This window comes from Pseudomonas sp. HN11, assembly GCF_021390155.1.
Taxonomy (GTDB): domain Bacteria; phylum Pseudomonadota; class Gammaproteobacteria; order Pseudomonadales; family Pseudomonadaceae; genus Aquipseudomonas.
In genome coordinates this window covers 3,160,397-3,183,270 of sequence record NZ_CP089985.1, presented here as the reverse complement: position 1 = coordinate 3,183,270, position 22,874 = coordinate 3,160,397, and the positions used below count along the sequence as shown (strand labels likewise).

The 22,874-nt window shown below is 60.7% G+C and carries 20 protein-coding genes; 15 read left to right on the top strand and 5 right to left on the bottom strand.

Annotated features, from left to right (window positions below):
- Positions 1–149: 149 nt before the first annotated feature.
- From arnC to LVW35_RS14440, 11 genes are all read left to right on the top strand, one after another.
- Positions 150–1,184, top strand: a complete 1,035-nt coding sequence (gene arnC / locus LVW35_RS14490; protein ID WP_068933143.1) for an undecaprenyl-phosphate 4-deoxy-4-formamido-L-arabinose transferase — start codon at positions 150–152, stop codon at positions 1,182–1,184.
- A complete protein-coding gene (gene arnA, locus LVW35_RS14485; protein WP_233890757.1) occupies positions 1,181–3,172 on the top strand; it encodes a bifunctional UDP-4-amino-4-deoxy-L-arabinose formyltransferase/UDP-glucuronic acid oxidase ArnA in 1,992 nt (663 codons plus the stop codon). Before arnC ends, arnA begins: the two co-directional genes overlap by 4 nt.
- Positions 3,172–4,056 (top strand): 4-deoxy-4-formamido-L-arabinose-phosphoundecaprenol deformylase, encoded by an 885-nt coding sequence (gene arnD / locus LVW35_RS14480; protein ID WP_233890753.1) that lies wholly within the window; start codon positions 3,172–3,174, stop codon positions 4,054–4,056. The genes arnA and arnD overlap by 1 nt, the downstream gene beginning before the upstream one ends.
- Positions 4,053–5,708, top strand: a complete 1,656-nt coding sequence (gene arnT / locus LVW35_RS14475) for a lipid IV(A) 4-amino-4-deoxy-L-arabinosyltransferase (protein WP_233890752.1) — start codon at positions 4,053–4,055, stop codon at positions 5,706–5,708. Before arnD ends, arnT begins: the two co-directional genes overlap by 4 nt.
- Entirely contained in the window at positions 5,705–6,052 is a 348-nt protein-coding gene (gene arnE, locus LVW35_RS14470; RefSeq protein ID WP_233890751.1) for a 4-amino-4-deoxy-L-arabinose-phosphoundecaprenol flippase subunit ArnE, read from the top strand. The genes arnT and arnE overlap by 4 nt, the downstream gene beginning before the upstream one ends.
- On the top strand, positions 6,049–6,450 hold the full coding sequence (gene arnF / locus LVW35_RS14465) for a 4-amino-4-deoxy-L-arabinose-phosphoundecaprenol flippase subunit ArnF (protein WP_233890750.1): 402 nt from the start codon (positions 6,049–6,051) through the stop codon (positions 6,448–6,450). The genes arnE and arnF overlap by 4 nt, the downstream gene beginning before the upstream one ends.
- Entirely contained in the window at positions 6,447–7,826 is a 1,380-nt protein-coding gene (locus LVW35_RS14460) for a UDP-glucose dehydrogenase family protein (protein WP_233890748.1), read from the top strand. Before arnF ends, LVW35_RS14460 begins: the two co-directional genes overlap by 4 nt.
- A 3-nt stretch (positions 7,827–7,829) precedes the next feature.
- Positions 7,830–9,446: a glycosyltransferase gene (locus LVW35_RS14455; RefSeq protein ID WP_233890746.1), complete on the top strand. Its 1,617-nt coding sequence runs from the start codon at positions 7,830–7,832 to the stop codon at positions 9,444–9,446.
- Between the two features lie 192 nt (positions 9,447–9,638).
- The gene (locus LVW35_RS14450) at positions 9,639–10,349 is read left to right on the top strand and encodes an HPP family protein (protein WP_233890744.1); all 711 of its coding nucleotides are present in this window, start codon (positions 9,639–9,641) and stop codon (positions 10,347–10,349) included.
- Positions 10,350–10,490: 141 nt separating this feature from the next.
- Positions 10,491–11,594, top strand: coding sequence for an enoyl-CoA hydratase/isomerase family protein (locus tag LVW35_RS14445; protein WP_233890743.1), 1,104 nt, complete (start codon positions 10,491–10,493; stop codon positions 11,592–11,594).
- A 3-nt stretch (positions 11,595–11,597) separates the two neighbouring features.
- Positions 11,598–12,749 carry an acyl-CoA dehydrogenase family protein gene (locus LVW35_RS14440; RefSeq protein WP_233890742.1) on the top strand — a complete coding sequence of 384 codons (1,152 nt, stop codon included), beginning with the start codon at positions 11,598–11,600 and terminating at the stop codon, positions 12,747–12,749.
- Positions 12,750–12,835: 86 nt separating this feature from the next.
- Here the strand turns inward: LVW35_RS14440 and LVW35_RS14435 are convergent, their stop codons facing one another.
- The 4 genes from LVW35_RS14435 to LVW35_RS14420 are packed head-to-tail and all read right to left on the bottom strand — an operon-like array spanning position 12,836 to position 16,757.
- Positions 12,836–13,609, bottom strand: a complete 774-nt coding sequence (locus LVW35_RS14435; protein WP_233890737.1) for an enoyl-CoA hydratase — start codon at positions 13,607–13,609, stop codon at positions 12,836–12,838.
- 11 nt (positions 13,610–13,620) lie between these two features.
- Complete coding sequence (locus LVW35_RS14430; RefSeq protein ID WP_233890735.1) at positions 13,621–14,748, bottom strand: acyl-CoA dehydrogenase; 1,128 nt, start codon at positions 14,746–14,748, stop codon at positions 13,621–13,623.
- A gap of 44 nt (positions 14,749–14,792) precedes the next feature.
- Positions 14,793–15,977 (bottom strand): acetyl-CoA C-acyltransferase, encoded by a 1,185-nt coding sequence (locus LVW35_RS14425; protein WP_233890734.1) that lies wholly within the window; start codon positions 15,975–15,977, stop codon positions 14,793–14,795.
- Between the two features lie 12 nt (positions 15,978–15,989).
- Positions 15,990–16,757 carry an SDR family NAD(P)-dependent oxidoreductase gene (locus tag LVW35_RS14420; RefSeq protein ID WP_233890733.1) on the bottom strand — a complete coding sequence of 256 codons (768 nt, stop codon included), beginning with the start codon at positions 16,755–16,757 and terminating at the stop codon, positions 15,990–15,992.
- A 199-nt stretch (positions 16,758–16,956) separates the two neighbouring features.
- On the opposite strand from LVW35_RS14420, the gene LVW35_RS14415 reads away from it, so the two are divergent.
- The 4 genes from LVW35_RS14415 to LVW35_RS14400 all read left to right on the top strand — a co-directional run bounded on the left by LVW35_RS14415 (position 16,957) and on the right by LVW35_RS14400 (position 22,371).
- The gene (locus tag LVW35_RS14415; protein WP_233890727.1) at positions 16,957–17,850 is read left to right on the top strand and encodes a bestrophin family protein; all 894 of its coding nucleotides are present in this window, start codon (positions 16,957–16,959) and stop codon (positions 17,848–17,850) included.
- A gap of 70 nt (positions 17,851–17,920) precedes the next feature.
- Positions 17,921–18,979: a tetratricopeptide repeat protein gene (locus LVW35_RS14410; protein ID WP_233890725.1), complete on the top strand. Its 1,059-nt coding sequence runs from the start codon at positions 17,921–17,923 to the stop codon at positions 18,977–18,979.
- Between the two features lie 147 nt (positions 18,980–19,126).
- Complete coding sequence (locus LVW35_RS14405) at positions 19,127–20,632, top strand: ATPase domain-containing protein (RefSeq protein ID WP_233890723.1); 1,506 nt, start codon at positions 19,127–19,129, stop codon at positions 20,630–20,632.
- Positions 20,629–22,371 (top strand): ATP-binding protein, encoded by a 1,743-nt coding sequence (locus LVW35_RS14400; protein WP_442799559.1) that lies wholly within the window; start codon positions 20,629–20,631, stop codon positions 22,369–22,371. The genes LVW35_RS14405 and LVW35_RS14400 overlap by 4 nt, the downstream gene beginning before the upstream one ends.
- A 51-nt stretch (positions 22,372–22,422) precedes the next feature.
- Here LVW35_RS14400 and LVW35_RS14395 read toward each other — a convergent pair whose 3' ends face one another.
- Positions 22,423–22,800 carry a response regulator gene (locus tag LVW35_RS14395; protein WP_003217591.1) on the bottom strand — a complete coding sequence of 126 codons (378 nt, stop codon included), beginning with the start codon at positions 22,798–22,800 and terminating at the stop codon, positions 22,423–22,425.
- Positions 22,801–22,874 lie beyond the last annotated feature (74 nt).

Here is a 22,874-nt window from a genome sequence, read left to right as displayed (position 1 = left end):
GCACTTCATAGCAAGCCGCGCTATATCGTCTAACCTCTTGATTATGCTTCACCTTTGGTGCCGTTTTCTAACCTGCGGCCTGGACTTACGCCCAATGATTGCTGCTGTCTGCATGCTCCAAGTTGCTCTAACCCCGAGGTCATGAATCTTTGAAACCCTACCCTATTCATTGCGTGTCGATCGTTATTCCGGTCTACAACGAACAAGAGAGCCTGCCCGAATTGCTGCGTCGTACGACCGCAGCCTGCAAGCAACTGGCTTACGAATACGAAATCATCCTTGTGGATGACGGTAGTCGCGACAATTCGGCCCAACTGCTGGAAGACGCCGCCGCTGAAGACGGCAGCAACGTGGTGGCGGTGATCCTCAACCGCAATTATGGCCAGCATGCGGCGATCATGGCCGGTTTCGAGCAGTGCCGAGGCGAAGTGGTGATCACCCTTGACGCCGACCTGCAAAACCCGCCCGAAGAGATCCCGCGCCTGGTGGAGCAAGCCGCCCTCGGTTACGACGTGGTTGCCACCGTGCGCAACAATCGCCAGGATTCGGCCTTCCGCCGCTGGCCTTCGCGGCTGATCAACCTGGCCGTGCAGCGCTCCACCGGCGTGGCCATGACCGACTACGGCTGCATGCTGCGCGCCTACCGCCGCACCATCGTTGACGCAATGCTCGCCTGCCGCGAGCGCAGCACCTTTATCCCGATCCTGGCCAACGGCTTTGCCCGCCACACCACCGAGATCCTGGTGCACCACGCCGAGCGTGAACACGGCGAATCCAAATACAGTGCCATGCGCCTGATCAGCCTGATGTTCGACCTACTGACGTGCATGACCACCACCCCGCTGCGTCTGCTCTCTATCGTCGGCTTCAGCCTGGCAGCGCTGGGCATGCTGTTTGCCCTGGCGTTGATCGTCATGCGCCTGGCCTTTGGCGCCGACTGGGCCGGCGACGGCTTGTTCGTGTTGTTCGCGGTGCTGTTCGTGTTCACTGGCGGCCAGTTCATCGGCATGGGCCTCTTGGGTGAATACCTGGGCCGCATGTACAGCGACGTGCGCGCCCGCCCGCGCTTCTTTATCGAAAAAGTGCTGCGCAACCAACCGGCAGCACCGGCTCCCGTGGTCGTCGTTGACGGCCTGGTGTCCTCCCATACCTCTACTTCTTCTGCTGATCAGGTCCAATCATGAGTTCAAAAGCTGTTGTATTCGCGTACCACGATATTGGTTGTGCAGGCATTGAAGCACTGCTCGCCACGGGTTACGACATTGCTGCTGTGTTCACCCATGCCGACGACCCCAAGGAAAACAACTTCTACGGTTCCGTTGCCCAGCTGTGCGCACGCAACGGCATTCCGGTGCATGCGCCGGAAGACGCCAACCACCCGCTGTGGATCGAGCGCATCGCCAAGCTCAACCCGGATTACATTTTCTCGTTCTATTACCGCAACCTGCTGAGCGAGCCATTGCTGGCCACTGCCCGCAAAGGCGCGTTCAACCTGCATGGCTCGTTGCTGCCTAAATACCGAGGGCGCGCGCCGGCCAACTGGGTGCTGGTCAACGGCGAGACCGAAACCGGCGTAACCCTGCACCGCATGGTCAAGCGTGCCGATGCCGGCGCGATCCTGGCCCAGCAGAAAGTCATCATCGAGCGCAGCGACACCGGCCTGACCCTGCACGCCAAACTGCGCGACGCCGCCAGCAACCTGCTGCGCGATGCCCTGCCGCAACTGGCTCAAGGCAAACTGGCGGAGACCGCCCAGGACGAAAGCCAGGCCAGTTACTTCGGCCGCCGCACCGCCGCCGACGGCAAGCTGGAATGGAAAAAGCCGGCTGAAGAACTGTTCAACCTGGTCCGCGCCGTGACCCAACCCTACCCGGGTGCCTTCTGCGCCGTGGGCGAACACAAGCTGATCGTGTGGCAAGCCGAAGTGGTCAAGGGCAACGAAGGCCTGGCGCCAGGCCGTGTGGTCAGTGTCAACCCGCTGCGCATTGCCTGCGGTGAAGACTCCCTGGTGATCAAGTTCGGCCAGCGCAACGACACCGGCCTGTACCTGGCCGGCCCGTCCCTGGCCAACGAATTGGGCCTGGTCGACGGTTCCGTGCTGCGCGGCGCCGAGTCCGGTCGCAAACCACGGCGTACCCGTGTGCTGATCCTTGGTGTGAACGGCTTTATCGGTAACCACCTGTCCGAGCGCCTGCTGCGTGACGACCGTTATGAAGTCTACGGCCTGGACATCGGCTCTGATGCCATCGAGCGCCTGCGCAGCCACCCGAACTTCCATTACGTGGAAGGCGACATCAGCATCCACACCGAATGGATCGAGTACCACATCAAGAAGTGCGACGTGGTCCTGCCGCTGGTGGCCATCGCCACGCCCATCGAATACACCCGCAACCCGCTGCGCGTGTTCGAGCTGGACTTTGAGGAAAACCTCAAGCTGGTGCGCTACTGCGTCAAGTACAACAAGCGCGTGATCTTCCCGTCGACCTCCGAAGTCTATGGCATGTGCCAGGACCAGTACTTCGACGAAGACACCTCCAACCTGGTGGTCGGCCCGGTCAACAAGCAGCGCTGGATCTACTCGGTCTCCAAGCAACTGCTGGACCGCGTGATCTGGGCCTACGGTGCCAAGGGCCTGAACTTCACCCTGTTCCGTCCGTTCAACTGGATGGGCCCGCGCCTGGACCGCCTGGACTCGGCGCGTATCGGCAGCTCCCGCGCCATCACCCAGCTGATCCTGAACCTGGTGGAAGGCACGCCGATCCGTCTGTTCGACGGTGGCGAGCAGAAGCGTTGCTTCACTGACATCGCGGACGGTATCGAGGCTCTGGCACGCATCATTGATAACGACAATGACGCGTGCAACGGCCAGATCATCAACATCGGCAACCCGGAAAACGAAGCCAGCATCCGCCAGTTGGGCGAAGAGCTGCTGCGTCAGTTCGAAGCGCATCCGCTGCGTAGCAACTTTCCGCCGTTCGCCGGTTTCCGCGACGTGGAAAGCAAGGCGTTCTACGGCACCGGCTACCAGGACGTGGCGCATCGCAAGCCAAGCATCGAAAACGCCAAGCGCCTGCTGAACTGGGAGCCGACCGTGGAGATGAGCGAAACCATCGGCAATACGCTCGACTTCTTCCTGCGCGAAGCCATGCTTGAAATAGCGGATAAGAAGTAATGCAGGCAGGTCTTCGCATCGACGTCGATACCTACCGCGGCACCCGTGAAGGTGTGCCACGGTTGCTTGAGTCTCTGGAGGAAGCAGGGGTGAAGGCGACGTTCTTCTTCAGCGTCGGGCCGGACAACATGGGCCGCCACTTGTGGCGCCTGATCCGCCCGCAGTTCCTGTGGAAGATGCTGCGTTCCAACGCTGTGGGCCTGTATGGCCTGGATATCCTGCTGGCTGGCACCGCCTGGCCGGGCAAGCCGATTGGCCGCGACCTGGGGCACTTGATGCGCCAGGCCAAGGCGGCCGGGCATGAAGTCGGCCTGCACGCCTGGGATCACCATGGCTGGCAAGCCAACGCCGGGCGTTGGAGCGAAGCGCAACTGGTCGAGCAGATTCGACGCGGCGTGGAGACCCTGAGCGACATCCTGGGTGAGCGCATCGATTGTTCCGCCGCCGCCGGTTGGCGTGCCGACGAACGCGTGGTGCAAGCCAAGCAAGACTTCAACTTTCGCTACAACAGCGATTGCCGGGGCACCAGCCTGTTTCGTCCAACCCTGGCCGATGGCAGCGTGGGCACCCCACAGATTCCGGTAGACCTGCCGACCTTCGACGAAGTCGTCGGGCCGGTGGTGGCTGCCAAAGACTTCAACGGCTTCATCCTCGACCGTTTCGCCGAGTCCAAACTCAATGTCTACACGATCCACGCAGAAGTAGAAGGGATTCTGATGGCCAATGATTTTCGCCAGCTGCTCGCCCAGGCAGGGCAGCGCGGCATCGACTTCAAACCGCTGGGCGACTTGCTGCCCGCGGACCTGACCACCCTGCCCCAGCAACACCTGGTGCGCGGCGCCTTGCCTGGGCGTGAGGGTTGGCTCGGAGTGCAACAGGCATGATCCGCCACTGGGCCCTGCCCCTGCTCCTGTTGGCGTTTGGCGTGTTTTACCTGCTGCCGCTGGCTACCCACGGTCTATGGATTCCGGATGAAACCCGTTACGCGCAGATCAGCCAGGAAATGCTGCTGACCGGCAAATGGGCGTCACCGCACTTCATGGGTATTCGCTACTTCGAAAAACCAGCGGCCGGCTACTGGATGATCGCGCTGGGCCAGGCGATCTTCGGGCAGAACCTGTTTGGCGTGCGATTTGCGTCCGCCCTGAGCACCGGGTTGAGCATCCTTTTGGTGTACCTGGTGTCACGCCGGCTGTGGAATGACCCGCAAAAAAGCCTGATCAGCACCGTGCTGTACATGAGTTTCGTCAGCGTGGCAGCCCTGGGCGGTTATGCCAACCTCGATCCGCAGTTCACGTTCTGGGTCAACCTGACGGGCGTGGCCTTGTGGTTTTGCTTTGACACCACCACCCGCAATGGGCGACTCGGTGCCTGGGCGCTGTTGGGATTTGCCTGCGGCATGGGTTTCATGACCAAAGGCTTCCTGGCGTGGTTGCTCCCCGTGTTGATCGCCCTGCCCTACGCCCTTTGGCAGAAGCGTTTCCGTGAATTGCTGGGTTATGGCCTGGTGGCCGTGGTGGTGGCGATTGTCGTCAGCCTGCCCTGGGCGCTGGCGGTGCACCTGCAAGAGCCCGACTACTGGAACTTCTTCTTCTGGCATGAGCATATCCAGCGCTTTGCCGGCGAGGATGCCCAGCATGCCGAGCCGTTCTGGTATTACCTGCCACTGCTGGTTGCGTTCTGCCTGCCATGGGTAGCGTTGTTGCCGTCCACCCTTCAACAGGCATGGCGGGACAAGCGCAGCGCAAAAATCGCTTTTGTATTGCTGTGGCTACTGATGCCGTTGGCGTTCTTCAGCCTGGCCAAAGGCAAGCTGCCGTCTTACATCACGCCGTGCCTGCTGCCGTTGGCGTTGTTGATGGGCAATACCCTGGCCGACAAGTTGAATCAAGGCCGTTACCGGGCCTTGCGCATCAACGGCTGGCTGAACCTGATTATGGGTGTGCTGGTGCTGCTGGCGCTTAGCTGGTTCCAACTGAAAAAGCCAGTGTACGAGCACGGGCAGGAAACCCTGAGCCTGGTGCTGGTGTTTACGTTTCTGTTCAGTTGGATCCTGGTCAATCTGCTGCAAGCGGCACGGCCGCTGCGCCTATGGGCCGCGCCGGTATTTGGCAGTTGGCTGATGGTCGCTTTGCTGCCGGCCGCCCTGCCGCACTCGGTGGTCTACAACAAGACCCCCGATCAATTCATCATCGATCACTTGCCGGAACTGCAACCGGCCACTGCCCTGCTGAGCAATGACCTCGGCGCGGCGTCGGCCCTGTCGTGGCGCCTGGCACGCCCGGATGTGACGCTCTACAACACCATCGGTGAAGTCAAATATGGCCTCGCCTACCCGGATGCTGGCCATCACCAGGTGGACACCACTCAAGTCCAGCAGTGGATGAGCGAGGCGCGTAAGAAAGGCCCGGTCGGCGTGGTCATGCGCGTCAAGGGAGACGATGAAATCGCCGAAGTCGCGCTGCTGCCCAATGATGGCAAGCGCTACGCGCAAGGCAATATCATGATCCTGATCTTCCCGCAGGTGACGCCGTGATCACCCTGCTGCTGTTATTGGCCGCGTGCCTGCTGACCTGCATGGGCCAGGTGTCGCAGAAGTTCGCCGTGGAAAGCTGGCGCGGCCGGCCGGACGGCTGGACGTTGAAACTGCGCTCGCCTTGGTTGTGGTCGGCGCTGGTGTGCCTGGGCCTGGGCCTGCTGGTGTGGCTGCTGGTGTTGCAGCGCCTGGAAGTGGGTATCGCCTACCCCATGCTCAGTTTGAATTTTGTGCTGGTCACACTGGTGGCGCGGTTTGTCTTTCATGAGCCCGTCGACAGACGTCACTGGCTGGGCGTGGCGCTGGTGATCGGCGGTGTCGTGCTGCTGGGGCGTCACGTATGAGCCGGGTGCACGGTTTTGCCCTGGCGTTGGGCAGCGTCGGCCTGGTCAGTGCGGCCCAATTGGGCATGCGCTGGAGCATGACGCGCTTGCCGCTGCCCAGCGAATGGCTCAGCGCCCCTGTCGATCTCGGCGCCCTCGGCGTGGTGAGCCTCGCGATCCTGGCCTACGCCCTGTCGATGCTCTGCTGGCTCGGCGCGCTCAAGCACCTGCCGCTGGGCCGTGCGTATTCACTGTTGAGCATCAGCTATGCCCTGGTGTACCTGCTGGCGGCCAGCCTGCCGGTGTTCAACGAAGATTTTTCCATTTCAAAAACCCTGGGGGTGGCGCTTGTCATCCTCGGTGTGCTGGTTATTAACTCTCGTCGTGCTAGCGCTACAAGTCCCAGGAATGCCCCATGAAAATCAGTGTATTTGGTAGTGGTTACGTCGGTCTGGTGCAGGCCACCGTATTGGCCGAAGTCGGTCACGATGTCATCTGCATGGATGTTGACAAGAACAAGGTCGAGTCTTTGCAGAAAGGCCATGTGACGATCTTCGAGCCGGGGCTGGCGGCGATGGTCAAGGAAAACCTGGAAAGCGGCCGACTGCACTTTACCCATGACGAGAAACTCGCCGTCGAACACGGCGAAGTGCTGTTTATCGCCGTGGGCACCCCTTCGGATGAAGACGGCTCGGCTGACCTGAAGTACGTGCTGTCGGTGGGTGATGCCGTGGCCCGTCATCGCAAGGAACCGGTGATCCTGGTGGAAAAATCCACCGTGCCCGTCGGCACCGGCGACACCCTGCGCGCGCATATCGAAAAAGCCTTGCACCTGGCCGGCCGTCACCTGGACTTCGATATCGTCTCCAACCCGGAATTTCTCAAGGAAGGCTCGGCCGTGGCCGACTGCCGCCGCCCGGACCGCATCATCATCGGCTGCGAGCGCGAAGAAGTGCGCGACGTGATGCGCGACCTGTACGCCCCGTTCAACCGCAACCATGATCGCATCATCTTCATGGACCTGCGCAGCGCCGAGCTGACCAAATACGCCGCCAACTGCATGCTGGCGACCAAGATCAGCTTCATCAACCAGATCGCCGAGCTGGCCGAACACCTGGGCGCGGACATCGAAGCCGTGCGCCTTGGCATCGGCGCCGACTCGCGCATCGGTTACCACTTCATCTATCCGGGCTGCGGTTATGGCGGTTCGTGCTTCCCCAAGGACATGCGCGCCTTGATCCACAGCGCCAAGCAAGCCAACTGTTCCAGCGACCTGTTGGAAGCGGTGGAAGCCATCAACCAGCGCCAGAAAAGCAAGTTGTTCGAGCGCATCAATGCGTTCTTCAAGGGCAACCTGCGCGGCAAGACCTTCGCCCTGTGGGGCCTGGCGTTCAAGCCCAATACCGACGACATGCGTGATGCGCCCAGCCGTGTGCTGATGGAAGCCCTGTGGGCCGCCGGCGCCAACGTGCGCGCGTTCGACCCGGAAGCCATGCAGGAAACCCAGCGCATCTACGGCGATGATCCACGCCTGATGCTGATGGGCACCCCGGAATCCACCCTGGGCGGGGCCGATGCGCTGATCGTCTGCACCGAATGGCAACAGTTCAAGGCGCCGGACTTCGACCTGATCCACCAGCGCCTGAAAACCCCGGTGATCTTCGACGGCCGCAACCTCTACGACGGCGAACGCCTGGCACGCAAGGGCTTCCAGTACTACCCGATTGGGCGTGGCGACTCCTGCCAGTTGCCGATTCCTCAGCAACAGTGGTTCCCACAGGTTGTGGAAGCCTGAGACGTGAACAAAGATCGACCGCCCCTGTTAAGCCCAACGATCCGTCGCCACTCCCTTGGTTTGGGGTTGCTGGCATTGGTGCTGTTTATCGCCGGCAGCTGGCACCAGGCGATTATTGGTTTCGACTCACGCTTCGTGCTGTTCGCCCAAGAGATGCTGCGCCATGGTCCGGGTTTTTTCCCCACCACCTATGGCCAGCCCTATGCGGATTACCTGGCCACCTCGACGCTGCTGACGTGGCTGTTGTCGTTGCCGTTGGGCCAGGTCACCAGTCTGACGGCGTGGCTGCCAACGGCGATGGCCTCCGCGTGCATCGTCATCCTGGTGTACCGCCTGACGGCGCCCTACTCCCAACGCTGGGGCCTGCTGAGCATTGCGATACTGTTGCTCAGCAGTACCTTTATCAGCGAAACCCGCTCGGTGTCGCTCGACCAGATGCTGGCCGCGATTGCCTTGACGGTGTTCTACCTGGGATATGCCCATGACCACTTCGGCGCGAGTAAACGTCTGCACTGGCTGTACCTGCTGCTGATTCTTGGTTTCGCCGTGCGTGGGCCAATTGGCCTGGTCATTCCGACCGGCATGCTGTGCAGCTATTACCTGATCAACCGGCAATGGCGCCCACTCTTCAGTTTCGGCTTGCTGGCGCTGGCATTGCTGGTGGCCTGTGTCGGCCTGCTGTTGCTGATGGCCAAGCTCAGTGGCGGCGAAAGCTTCATGCAGGACGTAATCCGCATGCAGTTCCTCGGGCGCATGGATGGCAGCGAAGGCTCCAGCGGCGTGTTGTATTACTTCACCAGCTCCCTGGGCAACTACGCCATGGCGTATCCGCTGGCGTTGCTGGTGCTGCTGGCCATGGTGATCAGCGGGCGGCGCGCCCCAGGTCCCGCCCTGCAGTTGGTGTGGTACTGCGCGGCTGCAGGTTTGCTGGTGATGCTGGGCTTATCAATCCCCCAGGCGAAAAAGGCGCGTTATGTGCTGCCGATGTTGCCCATGGCAGCGATGATTGCGGCTTATCCATTCCACGTGGCACACGGGCGGCTGTTTGCCTGGTTACGCGGGCTGATGCTGAGCATCTGGACATTGTTGCCGACGCTGTTGATTGTCGGATTGTTATTCGCACGGCCGCGTTACCCGCAACAGTTGAGTGATCTTGCGTGGGTGTTTGCCGTGCTGGCGGCGCTGCAGGTTTTGGCCCTGCTGACCCTGTTCAAGGCGCGCCCTCTAGGGCCGGCGTTTGCAGCGGTATTGGCAGTGTGGGCCACCTACATTCTGGTGGTCGAACCGTTGGAACGCAGTGTTTATGACACCCGTACCTTTACCTTGCAGGTGCATGAGCAGGTTACGCAGCAAAGGGCGCCGGTGGTGTTGCACGGTTTGGGCAAAGACGCCAAGGCCATTAAATACATGGTCAACCTCAACTGCGACGAGGTGCCGTTGTTTACCCAGCAAGCAGCTGACCTGAAACCGATCCAGGGGCCGGCCTGGCTGGTGATGAGCGAAGCGGATTATCAGGGTTTGCAGGACCCGCGGTTTCGCGCGATCACCCCGACGTTGACCGGTGAATTTGACCGTAACCCCTATGTGTTGCTGCACTTGACCAAACCTGCACAACCTTGAGCCATGCGCCGCTACCACCGGCGCTTCACTTCATAATTTCTGCATTCAACCCTCATTAATATGCATTAGCGCCCCAATCTCAACGTGGGCACACTGCACAGGTTCCTTCCCCCAAATGTTGGAACTTTCAAAGGGCTTTTCCGGGCAACCAGACGAGCCTTTTTTTCGCCCGCTGTTTATGGATCCCTTTCAATGCTCGCTCGATGGCTCCCCGCTGCAATCAACACCCGCCCATCCGAATGGAGCCGTGCCGCCATCGGCATGGCCCTGGGTACATTAGTCAGCGTCTGGATATGCGCCCAAGTGTTCGGTATGGAGGTGGCGCTGCACTTGCTCGGTCCCCTGGGCGCTTCGGCAGTGTTGTTGTTCGCCGTCTCGTCAGGCGCCTTGGCGCAACCCTGGTCAATCATTGGCAGCTACCTGTGCGCGGGCGTCGTTGCGCTATTGGTCGCCCGTGTCCTCGGCCCCTCCCTGGGCGGCGCCTGCCTGGCAGCGGGCATGACGGTCGTGCTGATGTGCTGGTTGCGCTGCCTGCACCCGCCGGCCGGTGGTTTGGCCATGACACTGGTGTTGGCCGACCCCGCCTCCGCCGCTCTGGGCTGGTATGAGTTGGGTGCCGTGCTGCTCGGCGCCGTTGCCTTGCTGGCGTGCGCGCTGGCTTACAACAATGCGACGCGCACGCGTTATCCCAAAGGTGCTGTCGAAGCTCCGCCGGTGATCTTGAATAACCCAGAGAACGGGCGAAACCCCGCCATCACCGCCGCCGATTTGAAGTGGGCGCTGGCGGAAATGGAGCAGTTCTACGATGTGGAACCGACTGAGCTGGAAGAACTGATCCACGCGGCAGAAACCCACGCCAGACGCCGCAGTATTGGCGAAGTGCTGGCCAGTCGCGTGCCCTGAGTCTGTTACATGCTCCCTGCATAAATGCAAAAACGACCTGCATGATTGAAGGTTGTACTGGGCAAATTTGCGCTGGTAGGATCGCGAGAAGGTTCGCCCGCGAACATCTTGATAAAGAACAATAAAAGCAGGGAGTTATCGATGACTGCTCAGGTTTCATCCGAAGCACGCCACGCAGAAACACTTCAGGACGAAGTGCTCGCCGAGGTCCGCAACCATATCGGCCACCTCACGCTCAATCGCCCGGCCGGCTTGAATGCCATTACCTTGCAGATGGTGCGCAGCCTGGCGTCCCAGCTGCAGGCATGGGCAGATGACCCGCAGGTGTATGCGGTGGTCTTGCGCGGTGCTGGCGAAAAAGCTTTTTGTGCCGGTGGCGATATCCGCTCGCTGTACGACAGCTTCAAGAACGGCGACACCCTGCACCAGGACTTTTTCATTGAGGAGTATGCGCTGGACCTGGCGATCCACCATTACCGCAAACCGGTACTGGCATTGATGGATGGGTTTGTTCTGGGTGGAGGCATGGGGCTGGTGCAAGGCGCTGACTTGCGCGTCGTCACCGAGCGCAGCCGGTTGGCGATGCCGGAGGTCGCCATTGGTTACTTCCCTGATGTGGGCGGCAGCTACTTTTTGCCGCGAATCCCCGGTGAACTGGGGATTTACCTGGGCGTTACCGGGGTGCAGATCCGTGCGGCCGATGCGCTCTACTGCGGGCTGGCTGACTGGTACCTGGAAAGCAACAAACTCGTCGAGTTGGACCAGAAGCTCGATCGCCTGCAATGGCACCACTCGCCACTCAAAGACTTGCAAGGCGCGCTCGCCAAGCTGGCTGTGCAACAACTGCCCGATGCGCCCCTGGCTGCCTTACGGCCCACCATTGACCATTTCTTCGCGCTGCCGGATGTACCCAGCATTGTCGAGCAACTGCAGCAAGTCACTGTTGCCGACAGCCATGAGTGGGCCTTGACCACCGCCAGCCTGATGCAAACCCGCTCGCCCCTGGCCATGGCCGTCACCCTCGAAATGTTACGGCGCGGGCGCCGCTTGCCTCTGGAGCAATGCTTTGCTCTGGAACTGCACCTGGACCGCCAATGGTTCGAACGCGGCGACCTGATCGAGGGCGTGCGCGCGCTGATCATCGACAAGGACAAGAGCCCGCGCTGGAACCCACCCAACCTGCATGGCTTGGCCCTGAGTCATGTAGAAAGCTTCTTTCATCACTTCGAGAAGGTTGCGAACTAAGTCATGCAAGATATTGAATATACTGAAGAACAAGTGATGATCCGCGACATGGCTCGCGACTTCGCCCGTGGTGAAATCGCCCCTCATGCCCAAGCCTGGGAGAAAGCTGGGTGGATCGACGACGCCCTGGTGGCGAAAATGGGTGAGTTGGGCCTGCTGGGCATGGTGGTGCCCGAAGAATGGGGCGGCACCTATGTCGATTACGTTGCCTATGCCCTCGCCGTGGAAGAGATTTCCGCCGGTGACGGCGCCACTGGCGCGTTGATGAGTATTCATAATTCAGTGGGTTGCGGGCCAATTCTCAACTACGGCTCAGACGCGCAGAAGCAAACCTGGCTGGCGGATCTCGCCAGTGGCCAGGCAATTGGGTGCTTCTGCCTGACCGAACCCCAGGCCGGCTCCGAAGCCCATAACCTGCGCACCCGCGCCGAACTGCGTGACGGCCAGTGGGTAATCACCGGTGCCAAGCAGTTCGTCAGTAACGGCAAGCGCGCCAAGCTGGCTATCGTGTTTGCCGTGACCGACCCTGAGCTGGGCAAAAAAGGTATCTCGGCGTTCCTGGTGCCGACTGCCACGCCAGGGTTTGTGGTGGATCGCACCGAGCACAAGATGGGCATCCGCGCCTCCGATACCTGCGCCGTCACCCTCAGCCAATGCAGCGTACCCGAAGCCAACCTCCTGGGTGAGCGCGGCAAAGGCCTGGCGATTGCCCTGTCCAATCTCGAAGGTGGACGCATTGGTATTGCAGCCCAGGCACTCGGAATCGCCCGTGCGGCGTTCGAAGCGGCGCTGGCTTACGCCCGTGATCGCGTGCAGTTCAACAAGGCCATCATCGAACACCAGAGCGTGGCCAATCTGTTGGCCGACATGCAAACCCAACTGAACGCCGCGCGTTTGTTGATCCTGCACGCCGCGCGACTGCGCAGCGCCGGTAAGCCCTGCTTGTCGGAAGCATCCCAGGCCAAGCTGTTTGCTTCGGAAATGGCGGAGAAAGTCTGCTCGTCAGCGATGCAGATTCATGGCGGGTATGGGTACTTGGAGGATTACCCGGTGGAGCGTTACTACCGGGATGCGCGGATCACGCAGGTTTATGAGGGGACCAGTGAAATTCAGCGGATGGTGATTGCCAGGGAACTGAAGCATTATATGCTTTAGCAACAAGTCTCAAGCTGCAAGTAAAGGCGAACTGGCTTTTACTTGCAGCTTGCAGCTTGCAGCTTGCAGCTTGAGGCTAACAACTGTCACTTATCCTTGAACTCAGGCGCACGCTTGGCCACAAACGCCGCCATGCCTTCCTTCTGATCCTGCGTTGCAAACGCCGCGTGGAACACCCGGCGCTCAAAGCGCACGCCTTCCGACAAACTCACTTCAAACGCGCGGTTCACACTTTCCTTGACCATCATACTGATCGGCACCGACTTGCCGGCAATAAGGGTGGCGACTTTCAGCGCTTCTTCCAGCAAATCATCGGCCGGCACGATACGCGCGACAATCCCGCAGCGCTCTGCTTCTACGGCATCGATAAAGCGCCCGGTCAGGCACATTTCCATGGCCTTGGCCTTGCCCACGGCGCGGGTCAGGCGCTGGGTGCCGCCCATGCCCGGCAGTACGCCGAGGTTGATTTCCGGTTGGCCGAACTTGGCGCCGTCGCCCGCCAGGATGAAGTCGCACATCAGTGCCAGTTCACAACCACCGCCCAGGGCAAAGCCGTTGACGGCGGCGATGATCGGCTTGCGGCGGTTGGCCACGCGGTCGCTGTCGCTGAACAGGTCGTCAAGGTAGATCTGCGGGTAGGTCAGGTCAGCCATTTCCTTGATGTCGGCACCGGCGGCGAAGGCTTTCTTGGAGCCGGTCAGCACGATGCAGCCAATTTCCGGGTTGGCTTCCAGGCCATCCAGCGCCTGATTCAATTCACTGACCAGTTGCGCGTTCAGGGCGTTCAAGGCTTGCGGGCGATTGAGGGTAATCAACCCGACGCGGCCCTGGACGTCGAGCAAAATGGTTTCGTAACTCATGTATCGGCTCCTTAGAGATTGCGTGAGATGACCATGCGCTGGATATCGCTGGTGCCTTCGTAAATCTGGCAGACCCGCACGTCGCGGTAGATCCGCTCCAGGGGGAAGTCGCTCAGGTAACCGTAACCGCCCAAGGTTTGCAAGGCGGCCGAACAGACTTTCTCGGCCATTTCCGAAGCAAACAGCTTCGCCATCGAGGCTTCCACCAGTGCGGGCTTGCCACTGTCACGCAGGGCGGCGGCGTAATGCACCATTTGCCGCGCCACCGCTATTTGCGTGGCCATGTCCGCCAAGCGAAAGGCCACGGCCTGGTGCTCAATCAGTGACTTGCCGAAGCTTTCACGTTCCCTCGCATAATCACGGGCCGCCTCAAATGCCGCGCGGGCCATGCCTACTGACTGCGAGGCGATACCCACACGGCCACCTTCGAGGTTGGCCAAGGCGATTTTGTAGCCTTCGCCCTCCTCCCCCAGCCGGTTGGCGACCGGCACCTTGACGTCCTCAAACAGCAGTTGACAGGTATCGGACGCATGCTGCCCGAGTTTGTCTTCGACCCGTGCCACGCTGTAGCCCGGCGAGTCGGTCGGCACAATAAATGCGCTGATCCCGCGTTTGCCCGCAGCCGGATCGGTCACGGCGAACACAATCACAATGCCGGCGTTTTGCCCGGAAGTGATGAACTGCTTGCAGCCATTCAATACGTAATGGTCACCGTCCAGTCGTGCGCGGGTTTTCAGGCTGCTGGCGTCGGAACCGGCCTGGGGTTCAGTCAGCGCAAAGGCGCCGAGCATGGCGCCGCTGGCCAGGGGTTTGAGGAACTGCTCTTTCTGTTGGTCGTTGCCGAATTTGAGGATCGGCACGCAACCGACCGAGTTGTGCACGCTCATGATGGTGGAACAGGCGCCATCACCGGCGGCGATTTCTTCCAGCGCCATGGCGTAGGCCAGGTAGCCAGTGTCGCAACCACCCCACTGTTCCGGCACCAGCATGCCGAAAAATCCCAGCTCGGCCATTTCACCGATGGCCTCCTTGGGAAAACGGTGTTCGCGGTCCCATTCGGCGGCAAAGGGTTTCAGGCGCTCCTGGGCAAATTGCCGGGCCGCGTCGCTGATTTGCAGGTGTTCGTCATTGGGTAGCATGGTGCAGATTCCTATAGCAGCCACAAGTTTTCAGCTGCTGTTAATTAATACAGGCATTCGACGGCCATGGCCGTGGCTTCACCACCGCCGATGCAGATGGCCGCGACGCCACGCTTGAGGCCGTTCTGGCGCAGGGCCGAGAGCAGGGTCACCAGGATTCGTGCGCCGGACGCACCGATCGGATGGCCGAGGGCACAGGCGCCGCCGTGGATATTGACCTTGGCGTGGGGAATTTCCAGCTTGCTCATGGTCGCCAGGCTGACCACGGCGAAGGCTTCGTTGATCTCGAACAGGTCGACCTCACTCAGGTTCCAGCCGGTCTTGGTCATCAGTTTGCGGATCGCGCCTACCGGCGCCACCGGGAATAGGCCCGGCTCATCGGCAAACGCCGCGTGACCGTGAATAACCGCCAAGGGCTTGAGGCCACGTTTCTCGGCCTCGGACCGGCGCATCAACAACAACGCCGCCGCACCGTCGGAAATCGAGCTGGAGTTGGCCGCCGTCACCGTGCCGCCTTCGCGAAAGGCCGGCTTCAGGGTGCTGATCTTGTCCAGCCTGGCCTTGGGCGGCTGCTCATCATGCAGAATGGTTTTCTGCTCTTTGCCCACAGTGACCTGCACCGGAACAATTTCGGCGGCAAAGTTGCCATGGGTAATCGCCTCTTGCGCACGGGTCAGCGAAGCGATGGCAAAAGCGTCCTGGGCCTCGCGGGTAAAACCGTTATGCAGGGCGCAGTCCTCGGCGAAGGTGCCCATCAGGCGACCTTTGTCGTAGGCGTCCTCCAGGCCGTCAAGGAACATGTGATCCAGTACCTTGCCGTGGCCCATGCGATAGCCGCTGCGCGCGCGGTCCAGCAGGTACGGCGCGTTGGACATGCTTTCCATGCCACCGGCAATCACCACGCCGACACTGCCGGCCAGCAGCGAATCATGGGCCAGGATCGCGGCTTGCATGCCCGAGCCGCACATTTTGTTGAGGGTAGTGCAGCGCGTGGCCTTGTCCAGCCCGGCACCCAGCGCAGCCTGGCGTGCGGGTGCCTGGCCGAGGCCGGCGGGCAGTACGCAGCCAAACAGCACTTCATCCACGGCATCGGTGGCGATACCGGCGCGTTCGACGGCCGCACGAATCGCGGCGGCGCCCAACTGCGGCGCGGTCAGCCCCTTGAGGTCACCCTGGAATCCGCCCATGGGCGTGCGCACGGCGCTGACAATAACGATGGGATCGGTCATGAAAAATCCTCCTTACTTGGCCGCCATGCGCAAGGCACCGTCAAGACGGATCACCTCGCCATTGAGCATGCTGTTTTCAATGATGTGTCGCACCAGCGCGGCGTATTCGGCGGGTTTGCCCAGGCGTGGCGGGAATGGCACGCCGGCGGCCAGCGAGTCGCGCACTTGCGGGGTCATGCCGGCCATCATCGGTGTTTCGAAGATGCCGGGGGCGATGGTCATGACACGGATGCCAAACCGCGCCAACTCACGTGCGGCCGGCAGGGTGAGGCTGGCGATGGCGCCCTTGGACGCGGCATACGCCGCCTGGCCGATCTGCCCGTCAAACGCGGCGACGGAGGCTGTGTTGATGATCACACCGCGCTCGCCGTCGGCATTCGCCTCGGTTTCAGCAATGGCGGCAGCCGCCAAGCGCAACAGGTTAAAGCTGCCGATCAGGTTGACGGTGATCACCTGGGTAAAGCTGGCCAGGCCGTGGGGGCCGTTCTTGCCGAGGATTTTCTCGCCGCGCACCACGCCGGCGCAGTTCACCAGCCCATGCAACCCGCCAAAGGCTGCAACAGTGGCCTGTACGGCGGCTTCGGCGGCCGCTTCCTGGCTGATGTCCGCCACCGCGCTGCGGGCATTCTCGCCCAACTGCCGGGCTTTGGCTGCCACGGCATCGGCGTTGAGGTCCACCAGCATCACTTTGGCACCTGCCGCTACGAGCATTTCAGCGGTGGCCGCACCCAGACCGGATGCGCCGCCACTGACCAGGAAGATTTTGTTCTCAATCTGCATTGTTGTTCTCTTTAACAGTCAGAATCGTCGAAATAGTCGCCCTGTCGCGCCTCAGCGGCAATGGTCAAAGCCCTCAACCTGCCTGACTGGTTTGGCCAGTCATCGACCCCGCCGATCAGTCAGTCAGCCCAAGCGATTGGACGGGCGCAGCGCATGCTTCTAACCTGACAGCCTGCGCCGCGAAGAAGCCCGCCCCTGAATGATAGTCCGACCCAAACCCAACCTGCTGGGCATCCTGTTTTCCCTCAAGGGTTCGATTGCCAAGCGCATCGCGCTGCGTAGCCTGTTGGTCACTTTGCTGGCCTCAGTGATCGTACTGGTGGAGACCCTGCACCCGGCCTATTTCTCCAAGGTCAATGCCACGCCGTTCACGTTGCTCGGGCTGTCGTTGTCGATCTTCATGAGCTTTCGCAACAACGCCTGCTATGACCGCTGGTGGGAGGGCCGCAAGCAACTGGGGCAGATGATCATCGATGTGCGTTCATTGATTCGCGAAACCCAGGTGCTGAGTGATCCGGCCGAGCGTTCGGGATTGCTGCGAAGCGTATGCGGCTTCGCCCACGGGCTGGTCGCCCGACTGCGTCATGAAGATGAAGCCCTGGCGATAAAACCCTGGAGTCAGTTCCAGGCCAACCACCCCAACCTGCCCGACAACCTGCTGCAACAGGTTGGCTCGCGGTTTTCGACGTTGGCCGAGCAAGGCGTCATCAGCGAATGGCGCTACACCCAGCTGGAGGCGCGCCTGGTCAGCCTCAGCCAGGTGCAGGCGTCATGCGAGCGGATCAAGAGCACGCCGCTGCCCTTCCCCTATACTTTGTTGCTGCATCGCACCATTTACCTGTTCTGCATCTTGCTGCCGTTTGCCATGGCGGAACCGTTGGGCTGGTTGACGCCGGTGTTCACCGCTATTGTCAGCTACACCTTTTTCGGTCTCGATGAAATCGGCGACGATCTGGAGGATCCGTTCGGTTTTGACGAAAACGATCTGCCCTGCAATACCATCCTGCGCACCCTGGAGCGCGAAGTATTGGCCGCCCTCGGCGAAACCGACCTGCCGCCGTCCCTGGAGCCGGTGGAATATGTGCTCACCTGATATGGGTTTGACACCTGCCATGGTCTGACCGAAGCTGACAGCTTTGCTGCCCACGCTTTCGGACGCCTGCATGTCAAAGTCACGCCGTTACTCCCTCATCGGCCTGTGCGCCCTACTGTTGATTGTCCTGACTACCTGGTATTTCTCCCGTTCCACTCCGGTGGCCGTAGCGCCCGCCATTGCCCATGGTTACTCCAAGGCCCTGAAACAGGCGCGTAACGGCGAGCCTGGCGCGGCGCGCGTGCTGTACCAGCAACTGGGCCGGCCGGACCTGTCGCCCGAACGCCGCGCTGCCTTGCATGCGGAGTTGCCCAACTATCCCAGTCCCCAAGCCCTGAAACTGGCGGACAAAGATCTGGTCAGTGAGTCGCCCCTGGTGCGCGAGGCCGCCATCCACAGCATTGTCGGCCTGGTGCCCACCGGCCAGCGTACGCTGCTGCTCGGCCCGGTGCTGGACGATGACCAACAAGCGGTACGGTTTACTGCCGCCAATGCCTTGCTTGGCTTGTCACCCGACACCTTGGGCCTCTACTTCGGCCCTTTGCAGCAGGTACTGGATGAGTTCGTCACAAAGCTCAAGGCCCAGCCCGAAACCGCGGAAGGATGGATTCAACTGGCCCGCCTGTACATCCATAGCGCCCAGTTGCCGGACGCACAAAATGCCTTGGAGCAGGCCATGCGCCTACAACCGGACAACCTGGAAGCCGGGGTGGCGCAAATCGAGCTGCTGGATAAACAGGGCAAGACCGAAGAATCCCGCCAATTACTCGCGCGCCAATTGGCAGCTCACCCAGAGTCGGCTTATCTGCAACACGCGCTGGGAATGTGGCTATTGCACCATGGCGAGCGCCCCTATGCCCTGCTCGGTCTGTCCAAGGCGGTAGAGCTGGAACCGGATAATCAGGATTACCGCTACGACCTGGCCACCACCCTGCATGCCCAGCAGGAACTGGAAGCGGCCCAGCGCCAATTGGAAGAAATCATTCAACGTCACCCCGCCAATCGCAAGGCTCGGGTGTTGTTGATCAATTACTGGAAGGAAAGCGGCCAGTTGCAGAATGTGCAGGTCCTGCTCGCGCAGCTTGAGCAGCAGAATCCGGATGATCCCGCCTTGCAGCAGGGCCTGTAGGCTGGCTTGCACGTTCGCGTAAAACGTGGTGCATCCCTCATTTCTCCTGCAATAGGTTGAACCGCCGCAGAGCGCGGCGGTCAAGAAGAACATGGCGCCTCCACACGGATGCGCATCCTCTACTTGTATGTGACCTGAGGGCACTTCTTGTCTACATCCCAAGCGCAAATACCCGAAGAAAAAGCGGCCACTGGCATTGAAGGTCTTGATGACATTCTTGCCGGAGGACTCTCGCGTAGCCACCTGTTCCTGCTTGAAGGTGAGCCCGGCACCGGTAAAACCACGGTCGCCCTGCATTTCCTGCAGGCCGGGGCCAGAAACGGCGAGCGATCGCTGTACATCACCCTGTCGGAAACCGAACGTGAGTTGCGCCAGGGCGCCAAGTCCCACGGTTGGGACCTGGATGACAATATTCATATCTTTGAACTGACGCCGCCGGAAAGCCTGCTCAACGCCGACCACCAGCAGAGTTTGCTGTACTCGTCCGACCTGGAATTGGGTGAGGCCACGCGGCAGATCTTTGAGGTAGTAGAGCGGGTCAAGCCGACGCGCGTGGTGATCGATAGCCTCTCGGAAATCCGCCTGCTCGCGCAAAGCTCACTGCGTTATCGTCGCCAGATCCTGGCGATCAAGCACTACTTCGTACGCTACGACGCCACTGTTCTGCTGCTGGACGACCTGACTACCGAATCCCTCGACAAGACCGTGCACAGTGTGGCGCATGGCGTGATCCGCCTTGAAGAGCTGACTCCCAGCTACGGCGCCGAGCGTCGGCGCGTGCGCGTGGTGAAATACCGTGGTCAGAAATACCGAGGCGGTTTTCACGACTTCACGATCATGCAGGACGGCGTCCATGTGTTCCCTCGCCTGGTGGCGGCCGAGCACCGTGGTGGCTACAAGCGTGAAACCCTGAGCAGCGGCATCAAAGCGCTGGATGCGCTGATGGGCGGCGGCGTCGAGACCGGTTCCAGCAGCCTGATTCTCGGCCCGGCCGGTACCGGCAAGTCGCTTATCTCGATGATTTTCGCGGCCGCGGCCGTGGCGCGTGGCGAGAAGGCTGCGCTGTTTATTTTTGATGAAGAGCTAGGCCTGTTGTTCGAGCGCATGAATAACATGGGTATCGACCTTGCAGCTCTGCAGCAAACCGGCAACCTGTTGATCGAACAAGTCGATGCCGCCGAGTTGTCGCCGGGTGAGTTCTCGCACCGGGTGCGCCGTTGCGTCGACGAGCGCGGGATCAAAACCGTGGTCATCGACAGCATCAACGGCTACCAGGCCGCCATGCCCGAGGAAAATGCGCTGATCCTGCATATGCACGAGTTGCTGCTGTACCTCAATCGCCGGGGCGCAGCGACGTTCATGACGGTTGCGCAACACGGGCTGGTTGGCGATATGCAAGCACCCGTCGACATCACCTACCTGGCGGATACTGTCATCCTGCTGCGCTACTTTGAGGCCTTGGGCAAGGTGCGTCGTGCTATCTCGATCATCAAGAAACGTACCGGCTCCCACGAAGCGACTATTCGCGAATACCGGATCGGCAGCCAAGGCATGACGGTAGGCGAACCGCTGGATAATTTCCAGGGCGTACTGCGCGGCATCCCAACCTACATGGGCGCCGGCTCCCCTCTACTCAAGGATGAGGGCGCGTGACTGGCCTGTATTCAGCCTCCGAGCGAGTGATCGTACTGGCACCGACCGGCCGTGACGGCTCGTTGGCGTTGGCGATGCTTAATGAAGCCGGCTACACCGGCATCGTCGCCGGCAACCTGGGCGCACTGTGTGATGCATTGAAGGACGGTGCCGGGCTGCTTATCATCGCTGCCGAGGCTCTGCGCGGTGCCGATCTGGAACCGCTGCTGGAGTATCTGCACCAGCAGCCGGCCTGGTCGGACTTGCCCATCGTGTTGATGACGCACCATGGCGGCAGCGAACAGAATGGCTCATCCCATCTGAGCGGCTTGCTCGGTAATGTGACCTTTCTGGAACGCCCTTTCCACCCTGTGACGCTGATCAGCCTGGTAAGTGCTGCCCTGCGCGGTCGGCGTCGGCAATACGACGCCCGCGATCGGCTGATTGACCTTAGTGAAAGTGAACTGCGCCTGCAACGCACGCTGGAAACCCTCGAGCAGCAGGTTGAGGAGCGCACCGCTCAGCTGCGCAGCAATGAAGAGGCGTTGCGCCAATCACAAAAAATGGAAGCGGTTGGCCAATTGACCGGCGGAATCGCCCATGATTTCAACAACATGCTCACCGGCATCATCGGTAGCCTGGAGCTACTGCGAAGGCGTGTAGCCCGTGGAAAACTCGACGACCTCGACAGCCTGATCGACCTGGGCGTCACCTCCGCCAACCGTGCCGCCGGCCTCACTCACCGGTTGCTGGCTTTTTCCCGCCGTCAATCCCTCGATTCCAAACCCGTGGAGATCAACCAACTGGTGACCTCCATGGGCGAACTGCTGCAACGCAGCATCAATGAAAGCATCAAGCTGGATATGCGCCTGACCGGCGAGTTGTGGACCGCCGAAGCCGATCCCAACCAGCTGGAGAGCGCCCTGCTCAATCTGGTGCTCAATGCGCGAGACGCCATGCCTGGCGGCGGCCAATTGCTGGTAGAAACCAGCAATCGCCATTTGGACAGCGTATTCACTGCCGCGTATGGCACGTTGAAGCCAGGCGACTATGTGGAACTGAGCGTCAGCGACACAGGCTGCGGTATTCCCGAAAGCGTGATAGGCCGAGTGTTCGATCCGTTCTTCACCACAAAGCCGATAGGCCAGGGCACTGGGCTGGGATTGTCGATGATCTACGGTTTTGCCCGCCAATCCCACGGACACGTGACCCTTCACAGTGAAGTGGGTAAAGGCACCACCGTCAGCCTGTTTTTGCCGCGTTTTATCGGCGAAGTCACCGCCAACCAGGCTGCCGACCCGGCGCTGGCGCCGTTGGCCGTTGCCGGCGAAACCGTGCTGATTGTCGAGGACGACCCAGCCGTGCGCGTGCTGGTGAGTGCGGTACTCAAGGAATTGGGTTATGCCTTCATTGAAGCCGGTGACGCCGATACGGCGCTGCCGATCATCGAGTCGGACCAACGCATCGACCTGATGATCAGCGATGTCGGCCTGCCTGGCATGAACGGCCGCCAACTGGCCGAAATCGGCCGACAGATTCGTCCTGACCTCAAGGTGCTATTCATTACGGGATATGCCGAACACGCGGCGGTGCGCGGTGGGTTCCTGGACCCGGGAATGCAGCTGATCACCAAGCCGTTTACCTTTGATTTGTTGACGGCGAAGGTGCGGGAAATGATTCGAGCGCACAACACCGAGGCGAATCCTCAAGGGGCGCCAAGCAATAACGAGAGAGTCGTGGATGAGCGCCGCCATCTTTGACACCCGCAACGTCAAAGGGCTGTCTACGGCATTGTTTGACACAAGGACGTGTCACGCCAACAACCGCTGTATGTGCTCCTGCAACGTATCCAAATCAAACGGCTTGGCCAGAATGGGCGCGTTGCGCGTGATCGGGCTGTTGCAGTCGAGGATTTCCTGCGGATAGCCACTGATGAAAATAACCTTCAATTCCGGTCGCAACTTGATCGCCGGCTCGGCAATCTGTACTCCGGAAATGCCACCCGGCAAACGATAATCGGTGACCATCAGGTCCAGGTGCGGCTTGGTGGCGAGAATTTCGAAGGCCTGCTCCCCATCGATCGCCTTCAACACCCGATAGCCCAGGCCGGCCAGGTATTCACCCAGCACAAACATAATGGATTCATCGTCCTCGACGATCAGAACGACATCTTGTGCATCTTCACTCATGGGAAGCCTTAGTCCGGTCAATTGCTGCAATTACGACCATGGGGTCACGCAGAGGTTGCGTTGAGGTGACGATT